General features: G+C 49.8%; 16 protein-coding genes and 1 pseudogene. 4 read left to right on the top strand and 13 right to left on the bottom strand.

What is annotated here, in order from left to right; genetic code table 11:
* Positions 1-600: 600 nt before the first annotated feature.
* Positions 601-2,205 carry a hypothetical protein gene (locus DSM465_RS0109295; RefSeq protein WP_029761204.1) on the top strand — a complete coding sequence of 535 codons (1,605 nt, stop codon included), beginning with the start codon at positions 601-603 and terminating at the stop codon, positions 2,203-2,205.
* A complete protein-coding gene (locus DSM465_RS0109290; protein ID WP_029761203.1) occupies positions 2,202-4,982 on the top strand; it encodes a DEAD/DEAH box helicase in 2,781 nt (926 codons plus the stop codon). The genes DSM465_RS0109295 and DSM465_RS0109290 overlap by 4 nt, the downstream gene beginning before the upstream one ends.
* 756 nt (positions 4,983-5,738) lie before the next feature.
* Here the strand turns inward: DSM465_RS0109290 and DSM465_RS20090 are convergent.
* The 3 genes and pseudogenes from DSM465_RS20090 to DSM465_RS0109260 all read right to left on the bottom strand — a co-directional run bounded on the left by DSM465_RS20090 (position 5,739) and on the right by DSM465_RS0109260 (position 10,026).
* Complete coding sequence (locus tag DSM465_RS20090) at positions 5,739-5,870, bottom strand: hypothetical protein (protein ID WP_257788508.1); 132 nt, start codon at positions 5,868-5,870, stop codon at positions 5,739-5,741.
* Between the two features lie 175 nt (positions 5,871-6,045).
* Positions 6,046-7,933, bottom strand: a pseudogene (locus DSM465_RS0109265) (fructose-specific PTS transporter subunit EIIC).
* Positions 7,934-8,082: 149 nt separating this feature from the next.
* A complete protein-coding gene (locus DSM465_RS0109260; RefSeq protein ID WP_029761197.1) occupies positions 8,083-10,026 on the bottom strand; it encodes a BglG family transcription antiterminator in 1,944 nt (647 codons plus the stop codon).
* Between the two features lie 196 nt (positions 10,027-10,222).
* Here DSM465_RS0109260 and DSM465_RS0109255 point away from each other — a divergent pair, with 196 nt between their 5' ends.
* Positions 10,223-10,654 carry an endonuclease domain-containing protein gene (locus tag DSM465_RS0109255; RefSeq protein ID WP_008881343.1) on the top strand — a complete coding sequence of 144 codons (432 nt, stop codon included), beginning with the start codon at positions 10,223-10,225 and terminating at the stop codon, positions 10,652-10,654.
* 73 nt (positions 10,655-10,727) lie between these two features.
* On the opposite strand, the gene DSM465_RS0109250 is transcribed toward DSM465_RS0109255, so the two are convergent.
* The 10 genes from DSM465_RS0109250 to DSM465_RS0109205 all read right to left on the bottom strand — a co-directional run bounded on the left by DSM465_RS0109250 (position 10,728) and on the right by DSM465_RS0109205 (position 20,786).
* A complete protein-coding gene (locus DSM465_RS0109250; protein WP_029761196.1) occupies positions 10,728-11,699 on the bottom strand; it encodes an MTP-1 family protein in 972 nt (323 codons plus the stop codon).
* Between the two features lie 285 nt (positions 11,700-11,984).
* Positions 11,985-12,461, bottom strand: coding sequence for a macro domain-containing protein (locus tag DSM465_RS0109245; RefSeq protein WP_029761195.1), 477 nt, complete (start codon positions 12,459-12,461; stop codon positions 11,985-11,987).
* 30 nt (positions 12,462-12,491) lie between these two features.
* On the bottom strand, positions 12,492-12,869 hold the full coding sequence (locus tag DSM465_RS0109240) for a DUF488 domain-containing protein (protein WP_011888315.1): 378 nt from the start codon (positions 12,867-12,869) through the stop codon (positions 12,492-12,494).
* A gap of 332 nt (positions 12,870-13,201) precedes the next feature.
* Positions 13,202-14,086, bottom strand: coding sequence for a UTP--glucose-1-phosphate uridylyltransferase GalU (gene galU, locus DSM465_RS0109235; protein ID WP_008881347.1), 885 nt, complete (start codon positions 14,084-14,086; stop codon positions 13,202-13,204).
* A 17-nt stretch (positions 14,087-14,103) separates the two neighbouring features.
* Positions 14,104-15,450 (bottom strand): TrkH family potassium uptake protein, encoded by a 1,347-nt coding sequence (locus DSM465_RS0109230; protein ID WP_035498382.1) that lies wholly within the window; start codon positions 15,448-15,450, stop codon positions 14,104-14,106.
* A gap of 265 nt (positions 15,451-15,715) precedes the next feature.
* A complete protein-coding gene (locus DSM465_RS0109225) occupies positions 15,716-16,774 on the bottom strand; it encodes a BtaManbiosPhlase (RefSeq protein ID WP_029761192.1) in 1,059 nt (352 codons plus the stop codon).
* Positions 16,775-16,776: 2 nt separating this feature from the next.
* Complete coding sequence (locus tag DSM465_RS0109220; protein WP_029761191.1) at positions 16,777-17,724, bottom strand: MTP-1 family protein; 948 nt, start codon at positions 17,722-17,724, stop codon at positions 16,777-16,779.
* Between the two features lie 39 nt (positions 17,725-17,763).
* A complete protein-coding gene (locus DSM465_RS0109215; RefSeq protein ID WP_008881351.1) occupies positions 17,764-18,594 on the bottom strand; it encodes a carbohydrate ABC transporter permease in 831 nt (276 codons plus the stop codon).
* On the bottom strand, positions 18,581-19,459 hold the full coding sequence (locus DSM465_RS0109210) for a carbohydrate ABC transporter permease (protein WP_008881352.1): 879 nt from the start codon (positions 19,457-19,459) through the stop codon (positions 18,581-18,583). The genes DSM465_RS0109215 and DSM465_RS0109210 overlap by 14 nt, the downstream gene beginning before the upstream one ends.
* Position 19,460: 1 nt before the next feature.
* Positions 19,461-20,786, bottom strand: a complete 1,326-nt coding sequence (locus DSM465_RS0109205; protein ID WP_029761190.1) for an extracellular solute-binding protein — start codon at positions 20,784-20,786, stop codon at positions 19,461-19,463.
* A 475-nt stretch (positions 20,787-21,261) separates the two neighbouring features.
* Between DSM465_RS0109205 and DSM465_RS0109200 the strand changes: the two genes are divergently transcribed.
* Entirely contained in the window at positions 21,262-22,275 is a 1,014-nt protein-coding gene (locus DSM465_RS0109200; RefSeq protein WP_008881354.1) for a LacI family DNA-binding transcriptional regulator, read from the top strand.
* Positions 22,276-22,653: the final 378 nt, after the last annotated feature.

The raw sequence follows: 22,653 nt of genomic DNA, 5'->3' as shown, positions 1-22,653 counted from the left end.
AGGTCGAATATATGTACAAGAAGAAAAGAGGGAAACTTTGTCACGAATGCGTTCACCATCCATCAGGCAAACGAAAGTCGATTCCCTCTCACAAGATTCGGCTCTTTTCTCCATGAAATGTCCCTAAACAGGGAACAACGTCGGGAAAGGCGAAAAAGCGAGGAAAAGAGACTTCATCCTCGCTTTTGCTTTGCTTATTCTTAAAAGCCGGTGAAAAACAACCGTTTTCTGTCAAAAGCGGTTTGTGAAAGCCTTCAAACTCAAGATTTCTCAATGAGAAAAATAGATTTTTGTGTCAACAAAAGCACATCGTGCATGCATTCAACAAATTCGCCGTTCAATCATGGACTTGATCGACACTGCTTCTTCCTTTTCACAACAATGGTTTTTCGCCGCCGCATGGACAAGGGGCTTCTACGACGCTGCCGACATATCATTTCTGCTTTGTACAAAAAGCCCCGCCGTTGTCTTTATTGTATCATAGTTGATAGAAAAAAAGAAAATGCTCCTTCTTCCCATGGCGAAACGAGCATAGCAACCGTTCGGTCCCCCATGATATAATAAATGGATATTAAGAATGGACGGAAGGGATGAACCGCTATGTTGCAAACAGCCATCTCGAAACCTCTCTTGCAAAAGGCAGCAGCTGATTTGCAAAACGACCTACCGTTTTCCGTTTATAAACCCCTCATTCAAAAAGGGCGCGATTTATCACGGCGGGGATTTGTCTATAACGTCATCGTCATCGACAGCGAACGAATCAAAGGAAAAGTAGCTGACATAACCATTCACGATGTCACGCTCGATCTCGCCGACGTCATCGGCCACCATGACTGCCCATGCGAGACAGAAGGCCCTTGTTCGCACGTGCTGGCCTTGTTTTTTTACGTCTACGGAAACGTCCTTGACAACGGTGAATTGCTTCGCCAATGGAAGCAAGCAGAAAAGAAACCACCGCAAACCGTTTCCCCTGCCCCCAAAACATCAACGGTCGCACCAGCCGAATCGGTCGACGAATGGTGGGAGCAGTTTGCGAAGGCGCTTGATGAGTTTGCCGCCCGCCATCGCCGCCGCGACGATTGGCCGTATCGACTCGCCCATCAGCTGTTTCCGGCGCTAGTCAAAGGCGGCCCGAAACATCACGCCGCCCGGGGGTTGTACCGGTTTCATGCCGCCTTGTTTTTGTTCCATCATCTCATCGAGTACGGAAAAGAACGCGGTTGGCACCAACGTTTGTTTGGCTCATACGGGCAATTTTCCTGGCAGCAAGATGTCGAATATATCGCCGATGAACTGTTCGAGACGTTGGAGCGGTTCTCATCCAATCCGTCGGCATCAGCGCCTGACCCGCTGATTAAACAAACCGTCCCCTATGTGCGGGACTTATTGCAGATAGCGGACTTCTTCCCTTCGCTTATCTACGATCTTTATACGGCGGCTTGGGAGCTGCTGTTCACAACAGAGGCACAACGTTGGCAGGAAAAAGAGCACTTGCTCCGACTCGCCAAAGAAAAGCGAATTCCACTTGCCTTTTTGGCAGCCGCCCATTTAGCCTTTTTGCTGAAAGAGGATGAGGAAGCGTTTGCGTTATACCGGGTCTTTCCGGAGAGTGCCGCACCATGTTTTATCGAGTGGACGAAGCGGCTGATCACCTCCGGTCCGCCTGACCGGTTTGCATCGTTTTGGGCGAAAGGGAAACAAGAGCTTCCTTACTACTTAGCCGCCCTTCCGGAACCGGAACGAACAAAGTTTGTCAACGAGATCGGCCAGCTGTACGAATCATACGCCCAACAGAACAACCGATGGGATGAGTACGAAGCGCTCTTAAACCACTGTTTCCCATACAGCGCCAACCGCTATGTTCAATTTTTGCACCGCCAAGGACGCTACCAGCACATGATCGACTTGTACTTATGGGCGAATATGACCGCCCATGAAATGGATCCGCAGTTTTTAAAAATGCTCGAGAAGCAAGACCCTGCGCTCGTCTTACCGCTTTACCACCGGGCGGTCATACGGTTTGTCGAAGCAAAAAATCGACCAAGCTATCGCACAGCTGTTCGCTATTTAAAAAAGCTGCGCACGTGCTATCGGGCGCTGAAACAGACGAACGAGTGGAACGCCTATCTCGAACAGTTATGCACCAAGACCGCACGCATGCGTGCGTTTCATGAAGAACTACGGAAAGGAAAATTGCTTCCATGATGGAACAAGCGTTACAGACGATCACCCTTTCGTGTGAGTGGAGTGAGGAACGACAATGCTTTTGGCTCAGCAGTTCATCTCCCGCGACAAGCTGGGCACCACTTGTGTTCGCTTGGCATGAAGAAACGTTTTACGGCACGCTGATCGATTCCGTCATTGTCAATGGCCGAGAAGTGGTCCAACTATCACCGTGGCAAGCGCTCACCTTTTTTGCCTCGCGCCCATCGATCAGCTTCGTCGCCATCGAATGGAAAGACGAATTTACCGCCCAACTCGAGACATGGGCAAGGCAAATTTGGGACGATCTGCGCGAGCGTCGCTTCCGCCCCGATTTTGCAGCGTGGAAAGAACGCCGGTCGACGCTTTGGAGCGAGGCACAGCACACCCGCTGGCTCGGGCTCGACGCTGACCCGCACCCGTTCATTACAACATGGCGGTCGCTCGCGATCGCTGACTGGCTGTCGCGCGATCCGGAACTGCGCGACATCTGGCAAGAAATCATAAAGGCCTATCCGGCCATCCTAGCCCGCAACGACCAATGGATAAGTGGAGAAGACGATTGGCTCGAACAAATCGGTTGGCTTGGCGAACGGCCGCTGTTTACCGTCGGCTTGCGTCTCGTTGAACCGCCGGAAGACGGTGATTCATGGACGCTGGAAACCGTCTTGATCGCCTTAGACGACAGCGTTGTCGTCCCAGTGGACGAAATCCCGCGCGCTTGGCGCCCGTATGAACAGTCCATCGCCCGCGCCATCCGCCGCATCGAAACGATCATCCCATGGCTTGGTGGCAACGGTGAGCTGCGCAACGAGCTGTCCGATGACGAGGCGTGGCTCTTTTTGTCCGAAGAAAGCTTAAAGCTGACCGAAGCGGGTGTGCGGCTTCTCTTGCCCGACTGGTGGCATAACATCCGCCAGGCGCAGCTGTCCATCAAAGCGAAACTGTCTCCTTCCGTCCATGCCGAATCGCTCTTTGGCCTTGAACGCCTCTCCGACTTTGACTGGCGCGTGGCGACCAACGGCATCGAACTGACGGAAGAAGAGTTCGCGGCGATCGCCGAACAAAAGCGGCGCCTCATCCGCCTGCGCGGCCAATGGATCGCCCTTGACCCTGCGCTCGTCCGCCGTGCGCAAACGTTGATGGAAAAAGCGAAACAAGAAGGGGTGCCGATCCACGAAATCGTCGCCCAAACGTTATTGGCTGAAGCCAACGCACGCGACGAAGCAACAGATGAACACATTCCGATTCATATTGACGTCCAAAACCAATTCCGGGCGTTCATCCGCCAGCTGCATAACATTGACGAGCTCCCCACCGCTGTCGTGCCGCCGTCGTTTCACGGCACGCTCCGCCCGTACCAGCAACGCGGTGTCGACTGGCTCGCCTTTTTGCGCCGCTTTGGCTTTGGCGCCTGCCTCGCTGATGACATGGGACTCGGCAAAACAGTCCAGCTGCTCGCTTATTTGGCTTACGTCAAAGAAACGGAGCGCCCGGACACCCCGGCGCTTCTCATTTGTCCGACAAGCGTCATCGGCAACTGGCAAAAAGAATGCGCCCGCTTCACCCCTGAGCTGCGCGTCTACACGCACCACGGGCCCAACCGTGCGAAACATGAGGCGTTTTTGCAGACGGCGGGCAGGGCAGATCTTGTCATTACGTCCTATAGCTTAGCCCATTTGGACGGGGACGATTTAAAACAGCTTCATTGGCATACCGTTTGCCTTGATGAAGCGCAAAACATTAAAAACGCGCAGACGAAACAAGCGCGCGCCATCCGTCGCCTGCGCGCCAAGCATAAAATTGCCTTATCGGGCACGCCGGTCGAAAACCGCCTAAACGAACTTTGGAGCATTTTCCACTTCTTAAACCCGGGCTATCTCGGCAGCGCAACAGAGTTTGAACGCCGCTTTGCCGGGCCGATTGAAAAAGAAGGAGATGCCCATAAAAAAGCGGCGCTGCAGGCGCTCATCCGTCCGTTTCTCTTGCGGCGGACGAAAACAGACGAAGCGGTCGCCCTCAACTTGCCGGATAAGCTTGAACAAAAAGAATACTGCCCGCTCACAGCTGAACAGGCGGCTTTGTACGAGCAGCTCGTCAACGACACGCTCGAGCGGGCGAAAGCGGCGAGCCCGTTTGCACGGCGCGGGTTGATTTTGCAGATGCTAAACGGCATCAAGCAAATTTGCAACCATCCGGCGCTTTATTTAAGAGAACGATCGCCCCGCCAGCTGGTCGAGCGGTCGCATAAGCTCGAAAAACTCGTGGAACTCGTCGAACAAATCCGCGCCAATGATGAGTCTTGTCTCATTTTCACCCAATACGTGCGCATGGGCGAGATGATTCAGGAACTGCTTTCCGACTTGTTTGACGAACCGGTGCTGTTTTTAAACGGCAGTGTCCCAAAACCAACGCGCGACCGGATGGTGGATGAGTTCCAAGCGCGAAAAGCGCCAATTTTCCTTTTGTCGCTCAAAGCAGGCGGCACCGGGCTCAACTTAACCGCCGCCAACCATGTCATCCATTTCGACCGTTGGTGGAACCCCGCCGTCGAAAACCAGGCGACCGACCGCGCCTACCGTATCGGGCAAACGAAATTCGTCCACGTCCATAAGCTGATCACGACCGGGACGATTGAAGAAAAAATTGACGAGATGCTCGAACAAAAGCAAGCGCTCGCTGATGTGATCACTGAAGGCGAAACGTGGATCACCGAGCTGTCTGACGATGAGCTGCGCGACTTGCTCACCTTATCCGCCGCTGCGAAAGGAGGCGCTTGATCATGCCAGAAGAAAAGCGGAAACGGAAGAAAAAGAAGCCGGAAAACCCGTGGGAAAAGTTGCTGAAGCGGATGGAAGAAAAGTTGAAAGAGCGGGAAACACGACAGATGAGACGGTAAAAATCGATAACGCAGTATGACAAACGTGAGACGGGAAAACAAAACGTGGGCCACTTTGAAGTGCCCCTCCTGTCAAGTAGATACGAATAAAAAAGCACATGTAAGCAGCCTGAGTCCTCATTAACCCCCTAATGAATTTGGACACTCGATGAGGTGTTTTTATCATCGAAGTGACCAAATGAAGGGGGGCTTTTGATGTACATGAAACGAAGAAAACATTCGAAGGAAATTCAGCTACAAGTATTGAAAGAAGCAAGCGATGGGCTTACTACGTCCGCAGCGAGAGAAACGGATTGTATATCCGAAGAAACTCGATCGAAATCGCATGATTACCGGCTCGAATCAGTTATGGGAAATGGATGTGACAAGAGGAACGACAAGCGGGATCGGTGGATTTTCGAGCTTTCCCCTCTCCTTCATTGTTCATCAAATATATATCCACAGCTTTTCAACTTTACATCAAAGGTTTTTCGTGTTTTCCTCATAGAAAAATCCCCCTCTATAGTAGACAGATTCATGTGCTTTCTTTTTTCTGTCTACTATCAGGGGATCATATCACGTATTCCCACGCTGTTTTTTGCCTTCGAGCAGCGGAACGAACGATGTGAATTTTCGTCTAGACATCGAGCTGTGGTTGTCATCGTTCCTCATTAAGCGCATAGACGATCACGTCTTGTTTCATCGGATGGATGATCCACGACTCGTTGGCAACGCAAACGAATTGAATTTTATGTAAAGATCGTACGATTCGATGGTTTTGCAGCGTCATAGAAACAGTCCCTTCGGTCGATTCAAGACCGTCATCGCTATGTTCACTCCCCTTAATCGTGCTCGTACGACAACACCGGAAATAAGCCGCAAAGACAAAAAAGCCCGCTCCATTTCCCCTTTTTGTTTAGTGATACCAAGGTGTTGACAAAAGGGGCAATGGGGGGCTTTTACGCTTAACCGATCGTTTGCAGCAGGTTGTAGGCCTCTTCTTTCGTTTGCACAGCCAACAGCTGCTCCCGGAACGTTTCGTCCATCAGCTTGCGCGCCAGCATTTGCAAAATTTTAAGATGCTCATTGCCCGCGCTTTCTTCCGGAACAGCGATCATAAAGATGAGTTTAGCCGGTGTGCCGTCCAAACTGTCCCAGTCCACGCCATTTTTCTGCAACCCGAAAGCAACAGCTGGCTTGATCACCGCTTTTGATTTGCCATGCGGAATCGCAATGGAAAAACCGATCGCCGTCGAACTTTCTTTTTCCCGTTTGATGATCGCTTTTTTGAATTTCCGAGCGGATTCAATTACCCCTGCTCGATCTAACTTTCCGATTAGCTCATCAATCACTTGCTCTTTTGTGCTTCCTTGTAGCTCAATGTCAATCAGCTCAAGACTTGTTAAATCGGATAACGTCATCGTAACCAATCCCCTTTCCTTCTGCGCTACTTGTCTATCGCTACTGAACATCTTTTTTCAACATGTTCACCATCAAGGCAGTGACCATCACACCGATAACAATAGCCATGAAAAACATGATCCAGTTGTCCACCGCTCCTAATACAGCCACAACAGGACCTCCATGCGGCACATGATCACCGACCTTACTTACCATAGCAATGGCCGCTCCAACCATCGAACCAACCATAATGGACGGGATTACCCGCAGCGGATCTTTCGCCGCAAACGGAATCGCTCCTTCGGTGATACCGACAAGCCCCATCGCCAAGGCCGCTTTCCCTGCTTCTTGCTCTTCTTTCTCATATTTTTTCTTGTTTAATAGCGTCGCCACTCCCATGCCCAGAGGCGGAATACAAATGGCGGCTGCAATGGCTCCCATAATATAGACGTTGCCTTCCCCAATCATCGTCGCGCCAAAAAGGAAAGCGACCTTATTCACCGGGCCACCCATATCAAAGGCGATCATCGCGCCTAAAATCAGCGCCAAAGCGATGCTGCTTGTCCCTTGCATATTATTTAACAGGTGAGTAAGCCCACTCATCATGCTTGAGATCGGTTGGCCAATCACATAGATAAACAGCGCTGCGACCACAAATGTTGACAAAATCGGGATCACTAAAATGGGCATAATCGGTTGAATCATTTTCGGTACATTCCACGATTTCAACCATTTCGCTACATATCCAGCAATAAATCCAGCAACAATTCCACCTAAAAATCCGGCCCCTGCCTCACTATGATAAAAACTGCCGTTAGCGGCGATATAACCGCCAATCATTCCAGGCGCCAATCCCGGACGGTCCGCGATACTCATCGCGATGAATCCCGCTAAAATCGGAACCATGAACGTAAATCCAACACTACCGACACTTAATACCGCATTCCAAAATTCACTTTTCACTTGCAAGCCTTCGCCTGTCGGATCACCGCCAATGGCTAACGACAAAGCAATCAGCAATCCGCCGACCACGACAAACGGAATCATGTACGAGACTCCATTCATTAAATGACGATAAATAGGGTTTTGCTTCGACTTCATTTCTTTCTTATACTCTTCGACTGATTTCAGATTGGACTTGTATACCGGTACAGTTCCGTCTATAAACTGCTGGATTAATTTTTCCGGATGGCGGATTCCTTCTTGAACACCGACTTCGATCAATCTTTTTCCGACAAAACGGGACTTGTCCACCGTCTTATCAGCGGCGATAATAATGCCGTCCGCCTCACGAATCTCTTGCTCCGTCAGCTCATTTTCCACACCGATGGAGCCTTGTGTCTCTACTTTCATTTCGACCCCAAGTTTCTGCGCCGCCTTTTGCAAGTTTTCCGCGGCCATATACGTATGAGCAATGCCATTTGGGCACGAAGTGATGGCTAACAACTTCATGCGAATTCCCCCTTCTCCGGTTTGGTAACCGTTTTCATCTTTACTATACAAGGAAATTCGCTTGTAAAAAGGTCAAATTTTTACCGAAATATGCGGTAAAACGTTGTTTTTTGTCAAAATAACGACTTCACTAGGTACCCTCTGTTCGCTCAGTCCATGGCTTTCAAACACGAATGAAGCACCTTGAGCCATTGCTCACGGGTTGTCTCTTTCACTAATTTTTGCACCATGTCCGGATGCTCACTCAACCATGATAATTCCCGAAACAACTGTTTCGTCCACTCACGTTTTTCTTTTACAGCGAGCAGAAAGACGAGCTGGACGCTCTCTCCTCCCCAATCGATCGGTTGTTTTAGCGTGGCAACAGCGATGGCTGATTGCCGAATAAACCGTGGGTCGCCATGCGGAATGGCCATACCCGAACCGATGGTAGTAGCTGCTGTTTTTTCTCGAATAATCGCGCTATGAATATACCGCTCCTCTACGTAACCGAATTGATGCAGGGCGCTTGCCAATTCCTCAATCACCTCATATCGGTGCTCCTTTTCTAACTGAAGCACGATAACCCCTGACTGTAAAAACGAAAAAAGCGCTAGTTGATCCATCTTGGGGTCTTGATCGTAGCGGTATTTCAAAAAACGTTCAATCTTCTTAAGGTCACTTTTCGGCAAGAGAGGAGAAACGACGATGACCGGCACACCACTGGTTGTTAAAGGCGCCGTAGATATAATAAGATCAATACGCTGCTGCTGCACATAACGATCTACTTCCTCTTTCCGAACACTCCCAACAATATGCAAATCGCGAAAATGGCGCTCCAATTTCGTTTGAATCAGCTGCGACATGCCAATCCCAAGTTGGCAAACGATTAGGACATGTTGATGTTGTGCATTGACTTTTTTCAATCGTTCATAAGAAGCTTGGAAGTGTAAAACAAGATAAGCAGCCTCTTCTTCAGGAATCTTGTACGGAAACTGGGGGTTCAGCTCAGTCACCGCGGCGATCACTCGATCAAACATATAAGGGTACGCTTTTTTAATCTCACTGACCATCGGGTTCGAAATCGGCAACCCGTGAATCAAACGGTGGAAAGCCGCCGCTGAATGGAGAAATAGTCCCTCTTTCAGTTCGTTATCACATCCAAACTCAATTCCTGTTAAACGGGACATGCAATCAATCAAAGACTGGACAACGAAATGGATAGACTGATCATTCTCGAACAATATTCCTGCTTCTTTGGACGGCGAGTACCGCAATTTAGCACTTAACAAGTGGATCGTTAAAAAGGTAATTTCCTCTTCTGGAAAACGAAGAGCAAAATAAGGCTCCAATCGTTTTACAAACGCCACCATCCATGCATACTCATCTGTTTTTTGAATCCCGTCCTTGTTCGATACGGGACCAATCGGCTCGTTCATTTTGATTCGTTTCAAGGCAATCAACGTATGAACTAACAGGCTTTCCCTCGTTTCATCTGTCCACGTCATATGGTGCGGCACTTCGATCTCGCTGAGCACGTTTTCAATCACCGATACTTCATGGGCAGGAAATTGCTTTTTCACAAAAGAGCGATTGGTGAAGGAACCGGCAAGTTCGCAAAGATTGGCGGCAGCAGCCCGTTTATTCCGTTCACTTCCATCGATGATCAGCCCCAATTTCTTCCTTAACACGAGCCGCAACCCGTACTTTTCGAGCCATTGCTCCAGTTGATGCAGCTCTTTTTTTAGCACGCTCTTAGGCATGTAGTATCGATTGGCCAACGATTGCAAAGTGACATGACTCGTTCCGAGCAACAGCTCATAAGCCATTTCCATTAAACGCTCTTCCTGGCTATCGATCGAGTGAGTTGTCCTATACAGCTGTTGGTATAATTTTTCCCGCTCCCCCTCATGAATGTGCAAGGCGACCCCAGTCCCAGGTTTTTTTTCTAAATACGCATCCGTATGCTGCAACAGATCAGACTCAATCACCTTTAAGTCATTCCGAACGGTTTTTTCCGAGCAGCCAATCACCTCAGCCAGGTGCTGGGTAGAAACATATTGGTCCGAATCCGATAATAAGATCCGTAAAATTTCTTTCTGGCGTTCGTTCATCGGATGTATTTCACCTCGTTGAGCCGTCGTAATGGTTGCCGAATGGATCACGCCCGTTTAGGTCATTCCCATTCTACTATATTCCGATCATTGGACGAATTACAAATAGATGCCCATAAAAAAATGCCTATGTCATGAACTTCTCGCTACGGTTACCTTCGCCCAAACGTGTCTATCCTATGATTAGGTGATGGTCATGGTCGAATATCTCGTTTTCTTCGGATTGATTGCAGCGGCTGTTGTCTTGTTTGTCCGGCACGAAATCTGGGAGAAACGCCATCCATCTCAGTCGCTGTCGTTTGATTGGGAATATGCTAAATGCGAAAGTCCCATCGAGCGAAAATTGTATGAGGCGCTAACGTGGAGCGGTTATAACGTGAAGGCGCAGTACGTCGTTCCACCGGCACGCTACCGGATTGATTTAGCGTTGCCGCAATACAAAATCGCCATCGAGTGCGACGGCAGGGCGTACCATTCGACGCCGGAACAAAAGCGGCACGATCAGAAAAAAGACGCCTATTTACGGCGCAAAGGCTGGAAAGTGCTCCGCTTTCCCGGCAGCGTAATTCATGCGAACGTCGGTGATGTGATTCAACAAATCGAAGAAGAAATCCGCCGGACAATATAGAAAAAGGATCGGCCGGGAACACCCCCCATGAGGGTCTGTCCATCAATGCCGATCCTTTTTCTTCATCTTCCGTTTAGACAGAAACATACATTCGATCAAGTTCTTGCGATTCATACTTCACAAACGGGTCGATCAGCGAAATTTTTTGCGCCTCGGCATCGCTCACACCAGCGTACAGCTCAGCCGTCCCGTCCCCTTTGCGGATGAGTCCGCCACTAAAGACAACGTTCGCTAAATCCGGCCGTTTCGCCGGCCCGTCTAAAAAGTGAGAGCGAAGCGCAAGCAATTCCAGTTCAGAGCGCTCCATCGTCTCTGGATTTAAGACGAACACCATCGGGTAGTAATGACGGTTGCCATGCTCGTCAAAGCAGGCGATATGGCCGAGCGCACCGACAAGCCCGTTCGCCAACAAATGCGCCTCATTCACGCCGCCCCATTCCTCATCAGTGAATTGGGCGTCAAGAAGCGGAGCTGCTTCAATCACATCCGGCGTCAAGTCATCGAGCGAAAAAATGCGAGTAAAACCAATTTTCCCTCGGCCGCCCTTTTCTCCTTGCGGGCGAGTAAAGACGCCGATCGAGCCGTCTTTCAGTTCGACAAGGCGGATATCTTTCATCCCATCCGGCCCTTCCGCAAATTTTTTCAACCCACGGATGTTTGCGCCACGGTAAAAGACTGTCCGCCAGCTGAGCGCGCCATCAAACGCCGGATGTGGAAACGTTTCCACCCCACCAAACACAAGTTGCCCGTGAATGCGCGCTACAAACGGATCTTGCAAAGCAAACACTGGCGCTCCTTCGCGCGGAACCCAGACGCCCTCGCGCTCAACGAAAAAGTACACTTCCGATTGCTCACTGTCGCGCGACTCAACGCGCCCAGCAATGACAAACTCACCGTCATCTTCAAACGGCGCGGAAATATTATAAACGTCCCGGTCCCCGACACCCGCAAAGCGCAATTTTTTCGGTTCAAACGGCTGCGGAGCCAGACGAAACTCGTCAACTAGCATTTCACATGTCTTTAAAGTTGGGAATTGAAATAACATGATTCATCCCTCCGGACGATGCCAAAAACGCCATAGACGGCATTTTTGGCCGTTTTTCCTGGTCGCGGTTCGAACAGGAAACGCCAAACTTCCTTTTCACACCGGCTTCATCACTCGGACACCAACGACGATGCCACCTCCCGTTAGCCGGATCAGGAAGTGAAAGAAACTTTTTTGTGTTTTATATTATAATATGATATGGTGAATCACGAAACGTGTTATTCTTTGCCAAAAAAAAGAAGGGCCGAGCGTTGTCAAGGCCCTTTTTCTTCCTTATTTGTTTAACTAAACCTGCTGGATAAACGACTCATCGATATCGACCACGACAAACTCCACATCCATCACAGGCTCAAGCACCTCACGAAACAGCTTTGCCACTTTCCCTTTATCCAGCCCACCAACTCCTGTTCCTAAAGCTGGAAGCGCCACGTGCTTAATCCCGTGCTCCCGACAATATGTGATCAGCCGCTCAAGGCATTGGCGGACGATCGCATACGATGTCTGCCCTGCGGGCTGCTTCATCGTCACGAGATGAATGACACCACGAAACGGCAACGTCCCTGCTCCAGTCACATACAAATCCCCTGGTTGTGGATCTTGCGCTTGGCAGATGCGGATTGCTTCCTCTTCAATGGCGCGGCCGCCTGCCCGACGGATCGCCGCCGCCACTCCGCCGCCCATCGGTCCAATGCCGTTAGCGGCATTGCAAATGTACTCGACCCCTTCCACCTTCGTCAAATCACCGACGATCGCGCGAATCATCGCTTATCCCTCCTCGTCGTTCGCTCGTTCTCAGCCCATTCGGCGCAAAAACTCGCAAAGAACAACGGCATGATTATGTCGCTCATCTTTGGCCGCGTAAAGCAACGTCACCGTCCCGGAAAGCGAAAGCAGCTCGCCCACAAGCGCCCGCTTCGTTTCATCGGTGGACAACTCCCACTCGTACTTTCTGGCAAACTCGGCAAACCGCTCCGGCCGATGGCCGAACCATTGCCGCAACTCGGGACTCGGGGCGATCTCCTTCAGCCAACCGTCGAGGCGCGCCGCGCTTTTCGCCACCCCGCGCGGCCAAAGGCGGTCAACAAGAATGCGGGTGCCATCGGAATCGTCGTATTGTTCATAAATTCTTTTTACTTGGAAACGGCCATTCTGCTTTGATTCGTTCGCCATTGTTCATCCGTCCCCCTGCTGTTTCGCGTGCGCCACTTGCTGTGCCAACGTTCATCGACACAGAAAAAGCCAGTGAACACCGCGGTTTCTGCATACTAGTGACTTTAGAGAACGCTACACATCAATGGTTATCTATTAGAAAAACATTTTTTACGCTTTGTTGTTGATGGCATCATTCCTCTGATATTGAACACTTCTCCCTGCGCTCACGCTAGGAAGTAGCGGGCCTCTCGGCTTAGGATAAAGCTCAAGACCAAGAGATTTCGCGGTTTGAAACTCCCTCTAACCGCCCGACTCTTGATCGTTGCTAGCAGAGGCGTGCGGCGAATCGTTCACTCAGCCGATCCTTTCGCCTCTGTCACCATCCGCTCTAAAAACGAAAGCAAATCGTCGCGCAGCTCCTTGTTTTGCAAGGCAAACTCGATCGTCGTTTCGATAAAGCCGAGCTTCTCCCCGACATCGTACCGTTTCCCTTCGAACTCATAGGCGAAGACACGCTGAATTTCATTGAGCCGCCCGATCGCATCGGTCAGCTGAATCTCCCCACCCGCACCGACTTCTTGCTTCTCTAAAAACAAGAAAATCTCCGGCGTCAATACATAACGGCCAACGATCGCCAAATTGGACGGCGCCGTGCCTGGAGCCGGTTTTTCGACAAAACGACGCACTTGGTAGCGGCGGCCCCGCTGCTCGAGCGGATCGATGATCCCGTAACGGTGCGTCTCTTCCTCCGGCACACGCTTGACGCCGATCACCGAGCTGAATGTTTGCTCGTATTGATCAATGAGCTGCTTTAAGCACGGCGTTTCCGCTTGAACGATGTCGTCACCCAACAACACCGCAAACGGTTCATCCCCGATGAAACTGCGGGCGCACCACACCGCATGCCCTAATCCTTTCGGCTCTTTTTGGCGAATGTAGTGGATGTCTACTTTGGATGGCTCTTTCACTTTTTCCAACAAATCGAGCTTCCCTTTTTGCTTGAGCAGCTGCTCGAGCTCAAACGCATGGTCGAAATGGTCTTCAATCGCCCGCTTCCCTTTCCCGGTGACGATAATAATGTCTTCAATGCCTGATGCCATCGCCTCTTCCACAATATATTGAATCGTCGGCTTATCGACAATCGGAAGCATCTCCTTCGGCATCGCCTTTGTCGCCGGCAAAAATCGCGTCCCAAGCCCTGCCGCAGGAATGATCGCTTTGCGCACTTTTTTCATGATTCCTTCCCCCTATTCTAGCCGATAATGACCCGTTCTTTCGGGTAATGGTAGCTATCTTTCACCGCTCGGCCGCGGATCAGCCATAAAAATGAAATGATGCCGACCCGACCGATAAACATCAACATCACCAACACAAGCTTGCCAAACGGGCTAAGCTCGGGGGTAACACCGAGCGACAGCCCGGTCGTCCCAAATGCCGAACATATTTCAAACAAAAGCGTGACCACAGGGAGTGACGACTCCGAGACGGAAAGCGTAAGAACCGCCGCAAAACAAAGAAACAGCGCCGCAATAAAAACGACAAACGATTTTAAAATATCTTCCTCGTGAATTTCGCGCCCGAACACTTTGACTGCTGAGCGCCCTTTCGCATAATGCCAAACCGTTAACAAAATGACCGCCAACGTCGTCGTCCGAATCCCGCCACCGACGCTACTCGGAGAAGCACCGATGAACATCATCGCGCTCAAAAGCAATAACGTCGGGTGGGAAAACTCGTTCATATCCATCGTCGTCAGCCCACCGCTGCGCGATGACACGGACTGAAACAGCGCATAAAAGAGCGAACGATGCCACGACTCTCCAGCAAAAAAATGATTCCATTCAAGCGCATAAATCGCCACCGTGCCAAAAATGACAAGGGCAAAAAACGTTACGGTCGTCAATTTCGTAAATAGCGAAAACCGATAGCTTCCTCGGTTGCGCGCAAACAAAAACTCTTTCACCTCAATGAGCACCGGAAATCCGATCGATCCTAGAATGATGAGGAGCATATGGACGATTTGCACGAAATAATCGCCGGCGAACGGAATAAGCGACTTGCCGGTAATGTCAAACCCCGCATTCGTCGTCGCGCTGACCGACGCAAACACGGCCTGCAAAAACGCTTCTGGCCACGTCGGAAAATACCGCAAAAAATACACGCCCAAAACAAGCGCACCGACCGCTTCAATCGCGAGAATCAAGAAAAAGATTTCCCGCGCGAGCTTCACGAGCCCTGACAACGCGAGCCGGTTCTGGTCTGCCATGATCAGCTGCCGCTCACGAAATCCGATTTTTTTGCCAAACAACAGCCAAATGAACGTACTCAGCACCATCAACCCGATGCCGCCAACTTGCATCATCACAACTAAAACGACAACACCGAGCGTATTAAACGTCTCCGGAACCGATACGACCGTCAACCCGGTCACACTAATGGCGCTTGCCGCGGTAAACAGCGCGTCAATCCAGCGAAGCTCCACCCCCGGCCGGTGCATAACCGGCAACCATAGCAACAACGTCGACACCGCGACCGCCACCAAATAAAACAGAATGATCAATTGAATCGTTGACAGCTTCAACCATAATGAACGTTTGATTGCCACGTGGCCATTCACCCACCATTGCCTCGACCAGCGCAGGAACGGCTTCCTCACACTGATCCTGCTCAGTATTTATACGTACGATCAATCAATGTTGTTTTCCATTATATCAAATCTTCTTAGCCGAAAAGAAATTTGTTTCGATTCTTTTTAAACAGAAAGAGAGAGCAATACACCATTGTCACGATCAGCCCCACAAAAAAAGAAACGCCTAATCTGTTTAGGCGTTTCTGTCCATGCTCCAATGTGTGGGTTTTCTTTTTCATCCCTTACCAAGCGAAGCCAAAATCTCGCTAAGCCGCAGCTCAACACAAGCCATTGACGTATCCGCGGCGCCGTAATACATTTTCACGATGTCACCGTCAACGAGCGCTCCGCACGAGAATACGACACGCCCGAAAAAGCCGTTCACTTCGTAATCCGCTTCCGGCTCGACAAGCGGCTGCTCCGAGCGGGCAATGACTTTCGATGGGTCATCTAAATCCAACAACACCGCCCCCATGCAATAGCGGTGGTCTTCTGACGCACCGTGGTACAACTCAAGCCAGCCGTGCTCCGTCTTGATTGGCACCGCACCGCCGCCGATGCGGGCGCTGTCCCATTTCCCTTCCCGCAAGCCGAACAAAAAGCGGTGATTTCCCCAGTAACGCAAATTGTCCGACTCAGCGATCCACACCTCAGGACGGCCGTTGCTTCTTGGCACCGGGCGGTGAAGCGCATAATACTTGCCGTTAATCTTCTCCGGAAAAATGAGCACGTCTTTATTCTCCGGTGCAAAAATCATCCCGTGATGCTCAACCGTCCGAAAATCGGTCGTCGACACCATCACCTCGCCGACCCCTTTGGGCGACACAGCGCTGAAATAAATGTAATACGTCCCGTCAATGTACGTAATGCGCGGGTCTTCCACTCCAAATGTCTCTAACTCATTCGAAGGATAGATCAACGGCCGATCGTCAATCGTAAAGCGCCGCCCGTCTTGACTGCGGGCAAGACGCAAATACGATAGTGACGTCAAATACAAAAATCGTTCCGTCCCTGCCTCTTTAATGACCCTTGGATCGGAAAAATCATAGCGCGGGTCGTCCTTGTGAAACTCATAAATATCGACCTTCCCTGTCTTTGAATTCCACACCGGCGCCTTCACCACGTTCGGGTCATCCGACACGGGACGTTCTGCCACCCGAAGCAACAACAACACATCCCCTTGAAACCTCGCCACCCCGGCGTTAAACGCACCGATCACTTCAAACCCATCATGATACGGCAGCACATCATTCGGCGTAATGAGCGGATTTTCTTCATAACGGTAAAGGTGCATCATCATCCCTGCCTCTCGTATTTCATAAATGGATCAACAATCGTTAGCTTTTGTGCTTCGGCATCGCTTGTTCCAGCGTAAAAATCAGCTGTGCCATCCCCTTTGCGCACGAGTCCGCCGCTGAATACAACGTCTGCCAAATCGGGGCGTTTCGCCGGCCCATCGAGGAAATGAGACCTTGTGGCGATCAACTCCATTTCCGACGCTTCCCCAGTATCTGGATTGAACGCAAATACCATCGGATAATAATGACGGTTCCGTTCCTGATCGAAACAAGCGATATGACCAAGGACACCGACAAGTCCATTGGCAAGCAAATGCGCTTCATTCACGCCTCCCCATTCTTCATCGGTAAACTGACCGTGAATCAAAGGAGCGTCTTGAATCGCTTTGACCGTCAGTTCATCGAGCGAGCCGACGCGGGTGAACCCAATTTTTCCGCGACCACCTTTTTCACCTTGTGGGCGAGTGAACACACCGACAGATCCATCCCGCAATTCAACAAGCCGAATATCCTTCATTCCATCAGGTCCAGTAAAAAAGTGCATCAATTCATTCATCGTTTTTCCACGATAAAACACCGTCCGCCAATATAACTTCCCATGAAGCACAGGGTGCGGAAACGTCTCCACCCCACCAAACACGAGATGCCCGTGCACACGCGAAATAAACGGATCCTGCAACGCGAACACCGGGGCCCCTTCGCGCGGCACCCATGTTCCCTCACGTTCGACAAAAAAGTAAACTTCCGACTGCTCGCTATCCCTCTCTTCCACCCGTCCGGCAATCACCCACTCACCGTCATCTTCGAACGGCGCGGAAATGTTGTACACATCGCGACCTCCAACACCGGCAAATGCCAGCTTCTCCGCTCGAAACGGTCGTGGAGCACGCGCGAGCTCCTCAAGCAATGTTTTGCATGTTTTCATTGTCGGCATCCTCGTCTGCATAACGTCTCTCCCTGCTCTCTTTTCCATCGTGATGTTTCATTATTTTAATATGAACTGCATACCTTCTTTAAAATTCTTGCTAAACAAAATGAACAAAATCAAAATCGGCAGCGTGAGTAACACTGAGGCGGCATACATTGGCCCCGGATACCCCCCATACGGCCCAAACATTTGCGCCAACAATACATTTAATGTCAACATCTTTTCGTTATTGACGACCAGCATATCCCAAAGAAGTTCCACCCATCGTTCCATGAAAAGGAACAAGAAAATAATCGTTGTGATCGAGCGCGACATCGGCCAGATAATGCGGCGAATGATGGTGAGATGTCCTGCCCCATCCATCTTGGCCGCTTCGATCAATTCATCAGGAATGCTGCGGAAAAAGTTCGTATACATAAAGATCGCCCACAAGTTGACGGCCTTCGGCAAGATCATCGCCCAATACGTGTTGTACCAGCCGAAATACCGGACGATCAAAAACAGCGGAATCAACAAAATGATCGACGGATAAAACATTTGAAACAAAATCGCGTTATTGACCCATTGTCTCCCCTTAAAGGTCACTTTCGACAACGCATATCCGACCATCACCGCCGTCACCAGCATAAGAAGCGTTGATGCCGATGTGACAAGCAAACTGTTGAAAAACGCCCGAAGCCACGGCCGCGGCACGACATCTTCACCGCCTTGAAACAGCCATTCATACGAGCGTAATGTCAATGACGACGGAATCAACTTTCGATCGACTTCATCCCATGGAGCAAGCGAGCCTAACACCATATACAAATACGGGAAAACCATGACGAACAAAACCGCAAACGCCAGCACATAAAGCAAGCCAACCTTCCATCGTTTACTCCCAACCATGTCTGCCACCCCATTTTTCCAACAGCTTGCGAAAGATGAAAATCGACGCAAAGGTGACGATCGAATTGATGATCGCGACCGCCGTTCCGTAACCTGCGTTTAATTTTTCAAACGCCTGGTTGTAAATCTCTAGCTGCCACGTATGGGTCGCATACTCCGGCCCGCCGCCCGTCAACACATATGGCTCCGTGAAAATGCCAAACATCAAGCCGACTGCTAAAATCGTCACCGTATAAAACGAAGGGTACAGCATTGGAATAGTCACGTGCCAAACCCGCTTCCAGCCGACCGCACCGTCGATTTCAGCCGCCTCATAGACTTCTTTCGGAATACTTTCAAGACCCGATAAAAACAAGAGCGCATAGTAACCGACAAACTTCCACGCCATCATCAGCACGATCACTAGCGCCGCCAAGGTCGGAGACCCGAGCCAGTCAATATCGAGACCAAACACATCTCGCAAAAATTGATTGAACGGACTGTTATAAGAAATAACCCCTTTGACGACAATCGCCGATGCTACTCCTGACGCTAAGTACGGCAAAAAATACCCAACGGCAAAGAGCCCTTTCCACCGTGGCAGATGATGAATGATCAACGCCAAAATCAGCGAGCCAGCGATAACGATCGGCACAAACATCAGCATAAACTTGTACGTCACCCAAAACGCAGCCCGCACACTCGGACTGAACAACGCATCGATAAAATTTTGAACCCCTACTGTCTCATATTCTGGAGAAATCAAGTTCCAGTTCGTAAAGGCGAGATATAACGCCCAAAATAAAGGGATTAAAAAGAAAATAGCGGAATAGATAAGGTATGGGCTGGCGAGCAGCCAACCCACTTTTGCCGTGTGCTTATTCATGTTACTTTAACACCCCATCGATCGCTTTCTCCATATCCTTCCAAGCTTTTTCAGGGGTTTTCTCCCCTTTAACAACGGGGTTCAACGCTTGTTTGCCGATCAATTCTTGAATTTCAACCATTTGGGCATTATCCATCGGCGGCAACGCATTCGGGATATTTTCCGCATACAGTTTCAACTGCGGATTTTCCTCAAAATAGGAGACAAACGCCTCGTTCGTTGACAAATCATCCCGCGCTGGCGGCAAATTCGTCTCTTTCAGCCATTCCAAATCGTTTTGTGGGTCAGAGTACACCCATTTGACGAAATCGAACGCGGCTTGTTGTTGCTCTTTCGTCGCTGAAGCGTAAATGACTAGCCCTTTTGTATCGGCAAACGTTTTTGCTTGCGCTGGATCCATTCCATCCGGCACCGGCGGCATGGATAAAACGTATGTTTCGTTAAATTTCATTTCCGGAAACTTCTCCGCCCAATAAGGGAACGTCCATGGTCCTAAATCGACCATCACCGACGTGCCGTTTTCAAACGGATCTTTCGTCTCCCTCGTCAGTACTAGTTGATTTTTACTTAAATCCGCAAAGAATTGAAGTGTTTTTACTCCCGCGTCGCGATCCGCGCTCAGTTTATTCCCATCAATAAAATGCGTTCCATTCGACGCGGCGTTATACAGCATAAAGAAGTCAAACCATCTTGCCCACCATGTCGGTTTGGCCAAATCGGCTCTCGCCCACAAAAACTTGTCTGGATATTTTTCTTTTAGCTTTTTGCCGACCTCAAGGACTTCGCTATATGTTTTCGGTGGCTCGTTATATCCTAACTCTTTCAATAGATCGATTCGCCAACCAAACAGCATGGCGTTCGAGTAAATCGGCAGTACATACTGATGTCCATCAGCAAATTTCCAAGTGGAAATCGTCGTTTCCATTTGCCGCTTGCGAAGTAAATCGTCAAATCCGTCAAATTGATCCATGGGCACAATCGCCCGGCTTTCCGCCAATTGCGCGGCAAAACCACGCGAGATGTTTTCCGAAAGGACCGGTGCGTTTCCTGCAGCAATGGCGGACTGAATGCCCGCCTCCGAAGAAGGGCTTTCCGGCATCGGCGATACTTTGATTTTCACATGTTTATGCTCTTCCATATAGCGGTCGGCCATCTTCTTCCAGAACGCTTGTTGCGTCGGGTTCGGCGCTGCCCAAAAATCAATCTGCACGGTTGAACTTTGCTTCCCCTCTCCTTGCTCATTTCCTGCTTGTCCTTGGCAGCCCGTTCCGATCACCACAGCGGCAAGTAACACCGAAACGAGCTTAAACCACTTGCGCTTTTTCATCGTTTATTCCCCCCTTATATGAATGAGCAGATGATTAAAACGCTTACACAAACAATTGATTTGGACAATGTCTCTCCTTTCCCTGACAGATCACTAAGGCAGACAATCTTGTCAACTAAAAAACAATCTTTGTAACTATATTTTTATACATTACAAACACATTATTTCACGATGAAACCGAATAGTCAACTTATTTTTCGGAAAAAAGCAAAAAAATAATGATATTTTTCATGACTAACAAACTTGACAACTTCATTTTGTAACGTTACAATGACATCCTGTATATACTTTTCCGATGTTTTGAATACCGTTCAGTTTCACAAGGAGGTATAATGGAACGAAGAAAAAGCAAAAACAGAAATCGTTTTGGATATTCCGACCTATAATCAGGGATAGGAAAGCGATGACAATCGTCATCCTTATCGCACTTCAAATAGCCGAAAAGGCAAAAAGAGTGAACAGGTGGAGATAGCGAATGAAAAAACGGGTCACCATGCAAGACATCGCTGATCGGCTCAACATTTCTAAAAACTCCGTCTCTCAAGCGCTGCGAGGCAAAGAAGGGGTGAGCGAAGAAACGAGGCAGCTTGTAAAGCGTGTCGCGAAAGAAATGGGGTATGAATATCCCTCCTCTCGCTCGAAACATCGCGAGGAGCCGCCGAAGCAAATCGCCCTCATCGCTTCAGACCGCGCATTTTCGCTGAAATTTTTCGGCGAAATTTACTTGAGCATCGAACAGGAAGCGCTATCACATGGCATGAAGCTACACATTCAGTCGGTCAACGAGCAACAAAAACAACAACGTCTGTTGCCTTCGTTCATCGAGGAAAAGCTCGTTGACGGCGTCATCATTCTTTCCCATATCAGCACCGAATACATCCAAAAAGTGGTCTCAACCGGCATCCCGACCGTCCTTGTCGATCACCATCATCCGAACATTTCCGCTGATGCGGTGCTGACAAACAATCGATTCGGCGCCTACATCGCTGTCCAGCATTTGTTGGAGCTCAACCATACCGATATTGCGTTTGTCGGCGACATTCACTATTCACCGAGCTATCAAGAACGGTATGAAGGGTATTTATTGGCGTTGAAAGATTACGGGGTGAAACCGAACGAGGAATGGATATTTTGCCACGCACAAGAGGACGAAACAGCGATCGCCAACTACATACGAGAGCTAAAGCAGCAACCAACCGCCTGGTTTTGCGTCAATGACGGATTAGGCTTTTTCGTCAGCACCAGCCTCCAACAATACGGCCTGAACGTACCTGGCGATGTCTCCGTCTGTAGCTTTGATAACGGACAACTATCGCAAATCGCCACGCCGAAAATTACAACCGTCGACATCGATCTGAAGCGATACGGCAAACGAGCCGTGGAATTGTTACGGTGGCGGTGGGACAATCCGGACGAACCATTTCAGGAAGTGTTATTATCGACGAAACTCATCAAACGGGAATCGACAGCGGCGAAACCAAAGCGTTAGGGCGGGGCTCTCTTTGGCCCTGCCGGTTTGCCGAACGTTAGCGATTCACTCCTCTTCAGTTGCAGGCGTCGGATTTCATCCATTCACAGGCAATCCCGTCAATTCATGAATCGTTTGCTGCTCCTTTCATCACCATTTACCGTTTTTTCTTGTTCTGCACGTCCTCAAATGCGTAAAATCGATATGCTCATGCGTATCTGGGCGAAAGAGAAACATAAATTCCGCAAAATGACTGATTGTGAGTGGTCACTATCGTATTTCCCCGTCGCTCTCATGAAGCCCCCTGCCTATGGCACAAAAAAAGTCGCCCCCATTCAAGAGGCGACAACCCCTTTTCTACTCCGTGACCCTCGCATCCATTCTTGTTGCTTTTCCCTC

Source organism: Geobacillus thermodenitrificans subsp. thermodenitrificans DSM 465, from assembly GCF_000496575.1.
GTDB classification, from domain to species: domain Bacteria; phylum Bacillota; class Bacilli; order Bacillales; family Anoxybacillaceae; genus Geobacillus; species Geobacillus thermodenitrificans.
The sequence above is the reverse complement of the archived record's forward strand: the minus strand, read 5'-3'. Positions and strand labels throughout refer to the sequence as shown.

What these genes read in the sequence shown, in the direction of transcription:
- DSM465_RS0109295 (WP_029761204.1), top strand. Translation starts at nt 601, where the DNA reads ATGTTGCAAACAGCCATCTCGAAACCTCTCTTGCAAAAGGCAGCAGCT.
- DSM465_RS0109290 (WP_029761203.1), top strand. Translation starts at nt 2,202, where the DNA reads ATGATGGAACAAGCGTTACAGACGATCACCCTTTCGTGTGAGTGGAGT.
- DSM465_RS20090 (WP_257788508.1), bottom strand. Translation starts at nt 5,870, where the DNA reads ATGACGCTGCAAAACCATCGAATCGTACGATCTTTACATAAAATTCAA.
- DSM465_RS0109260 (WP_029761197.1), bottom strand. Translation starts at nt 10,026, where the DNA reads ATGAACGAACGCCAGAAAGAAATTTTACGGATCTTATTATCGGATTCG.
- DSM465_RS0109255 (WP_008881343.1), top strand. Translation starts at nt 10,223, where the DNA reads ATGGTCGAATATCTCGTTTTCTTCGGATTGATTGCAGCGGCTGTTGTC.
- DSM465_RS0109250 (WP_029761196.1), bottom strand. Translation starts at nt 11,699, where the DNA reads ATGTTATTTCAATTCCCAACTTTAAAGACATGTGAAATGCTAGTTGAC.
- DSM465_RS0109245 (WP_029761195.1), bottom strand. Translation starts at nt 12,461, where the DNA reads ATGATTCGCGCGATCGTCGGTGATTTGACGAAGGTGGAAGGGGTCGAG.
- DSM465_RS0109240 (WP_011888315.1), bottom strand. Translation starts at nt 12,869, where the DNA reads ATGGCGAACGAATCAAAGCAGAATGGCCGTTTCCAAGTAAAAAGAATT.
- galU (WP_008881347.1), bottom strand. Translation starts at nt 14,086, where the DNA reads ATGAAAAAAGTGCGCAAAGCGATCATTCCTGCGGCAGGGCTTGGGACG.
- DSM465_RS0109225 (WP_029761192.1), bottom strand. Translation starts at nt 16,774, where the DNA reads ATGCACCTTTACCGTTATGAAGAAAATCCGCTCATTACGCCGAATGAT.
- DSM465_RS0109220 (WP_029761191.1), bottom strand. Translation starts at nt 17,724, where the DNA reads ATGCAGACGAGGATGCCGACAATGAAAACATGCAAAACATTGCTTGAG.
- DSM465_RS0109215 (WP_008881351.1), bottom strand. Translation starts at nt 18,594, where the DNA reads ATGGTTGGGAGTAAACGATGGAAGGTTGGCTTGCTTTATGTGCTGGCG.
- DSM465_RS0109210 (WP_008881352.1), bottom strand. Translation starts at nt 19,459, where the DNA reads ATGAATAAGCACACGGCAAAAGTGGGTTGGCTGCTCGCCAGCCCATAC.
- DSM465_RS0109205 (WP_029761190.1), bottom strand. Translation starts at nt 20,786, where the DNA reads ATGAAAAAGCGCAAGTGGTTTAAGCTCGTTTCGGTGTTACTTGCCGCT.
- DSM465_RS0109200 (WP_008881354.1), top strand. Translation starts at nt 21,262, where the DNA reads ATGAAAAAACGGGTCACCATGCAAGACATCGCTGATCGGCTCAACATT.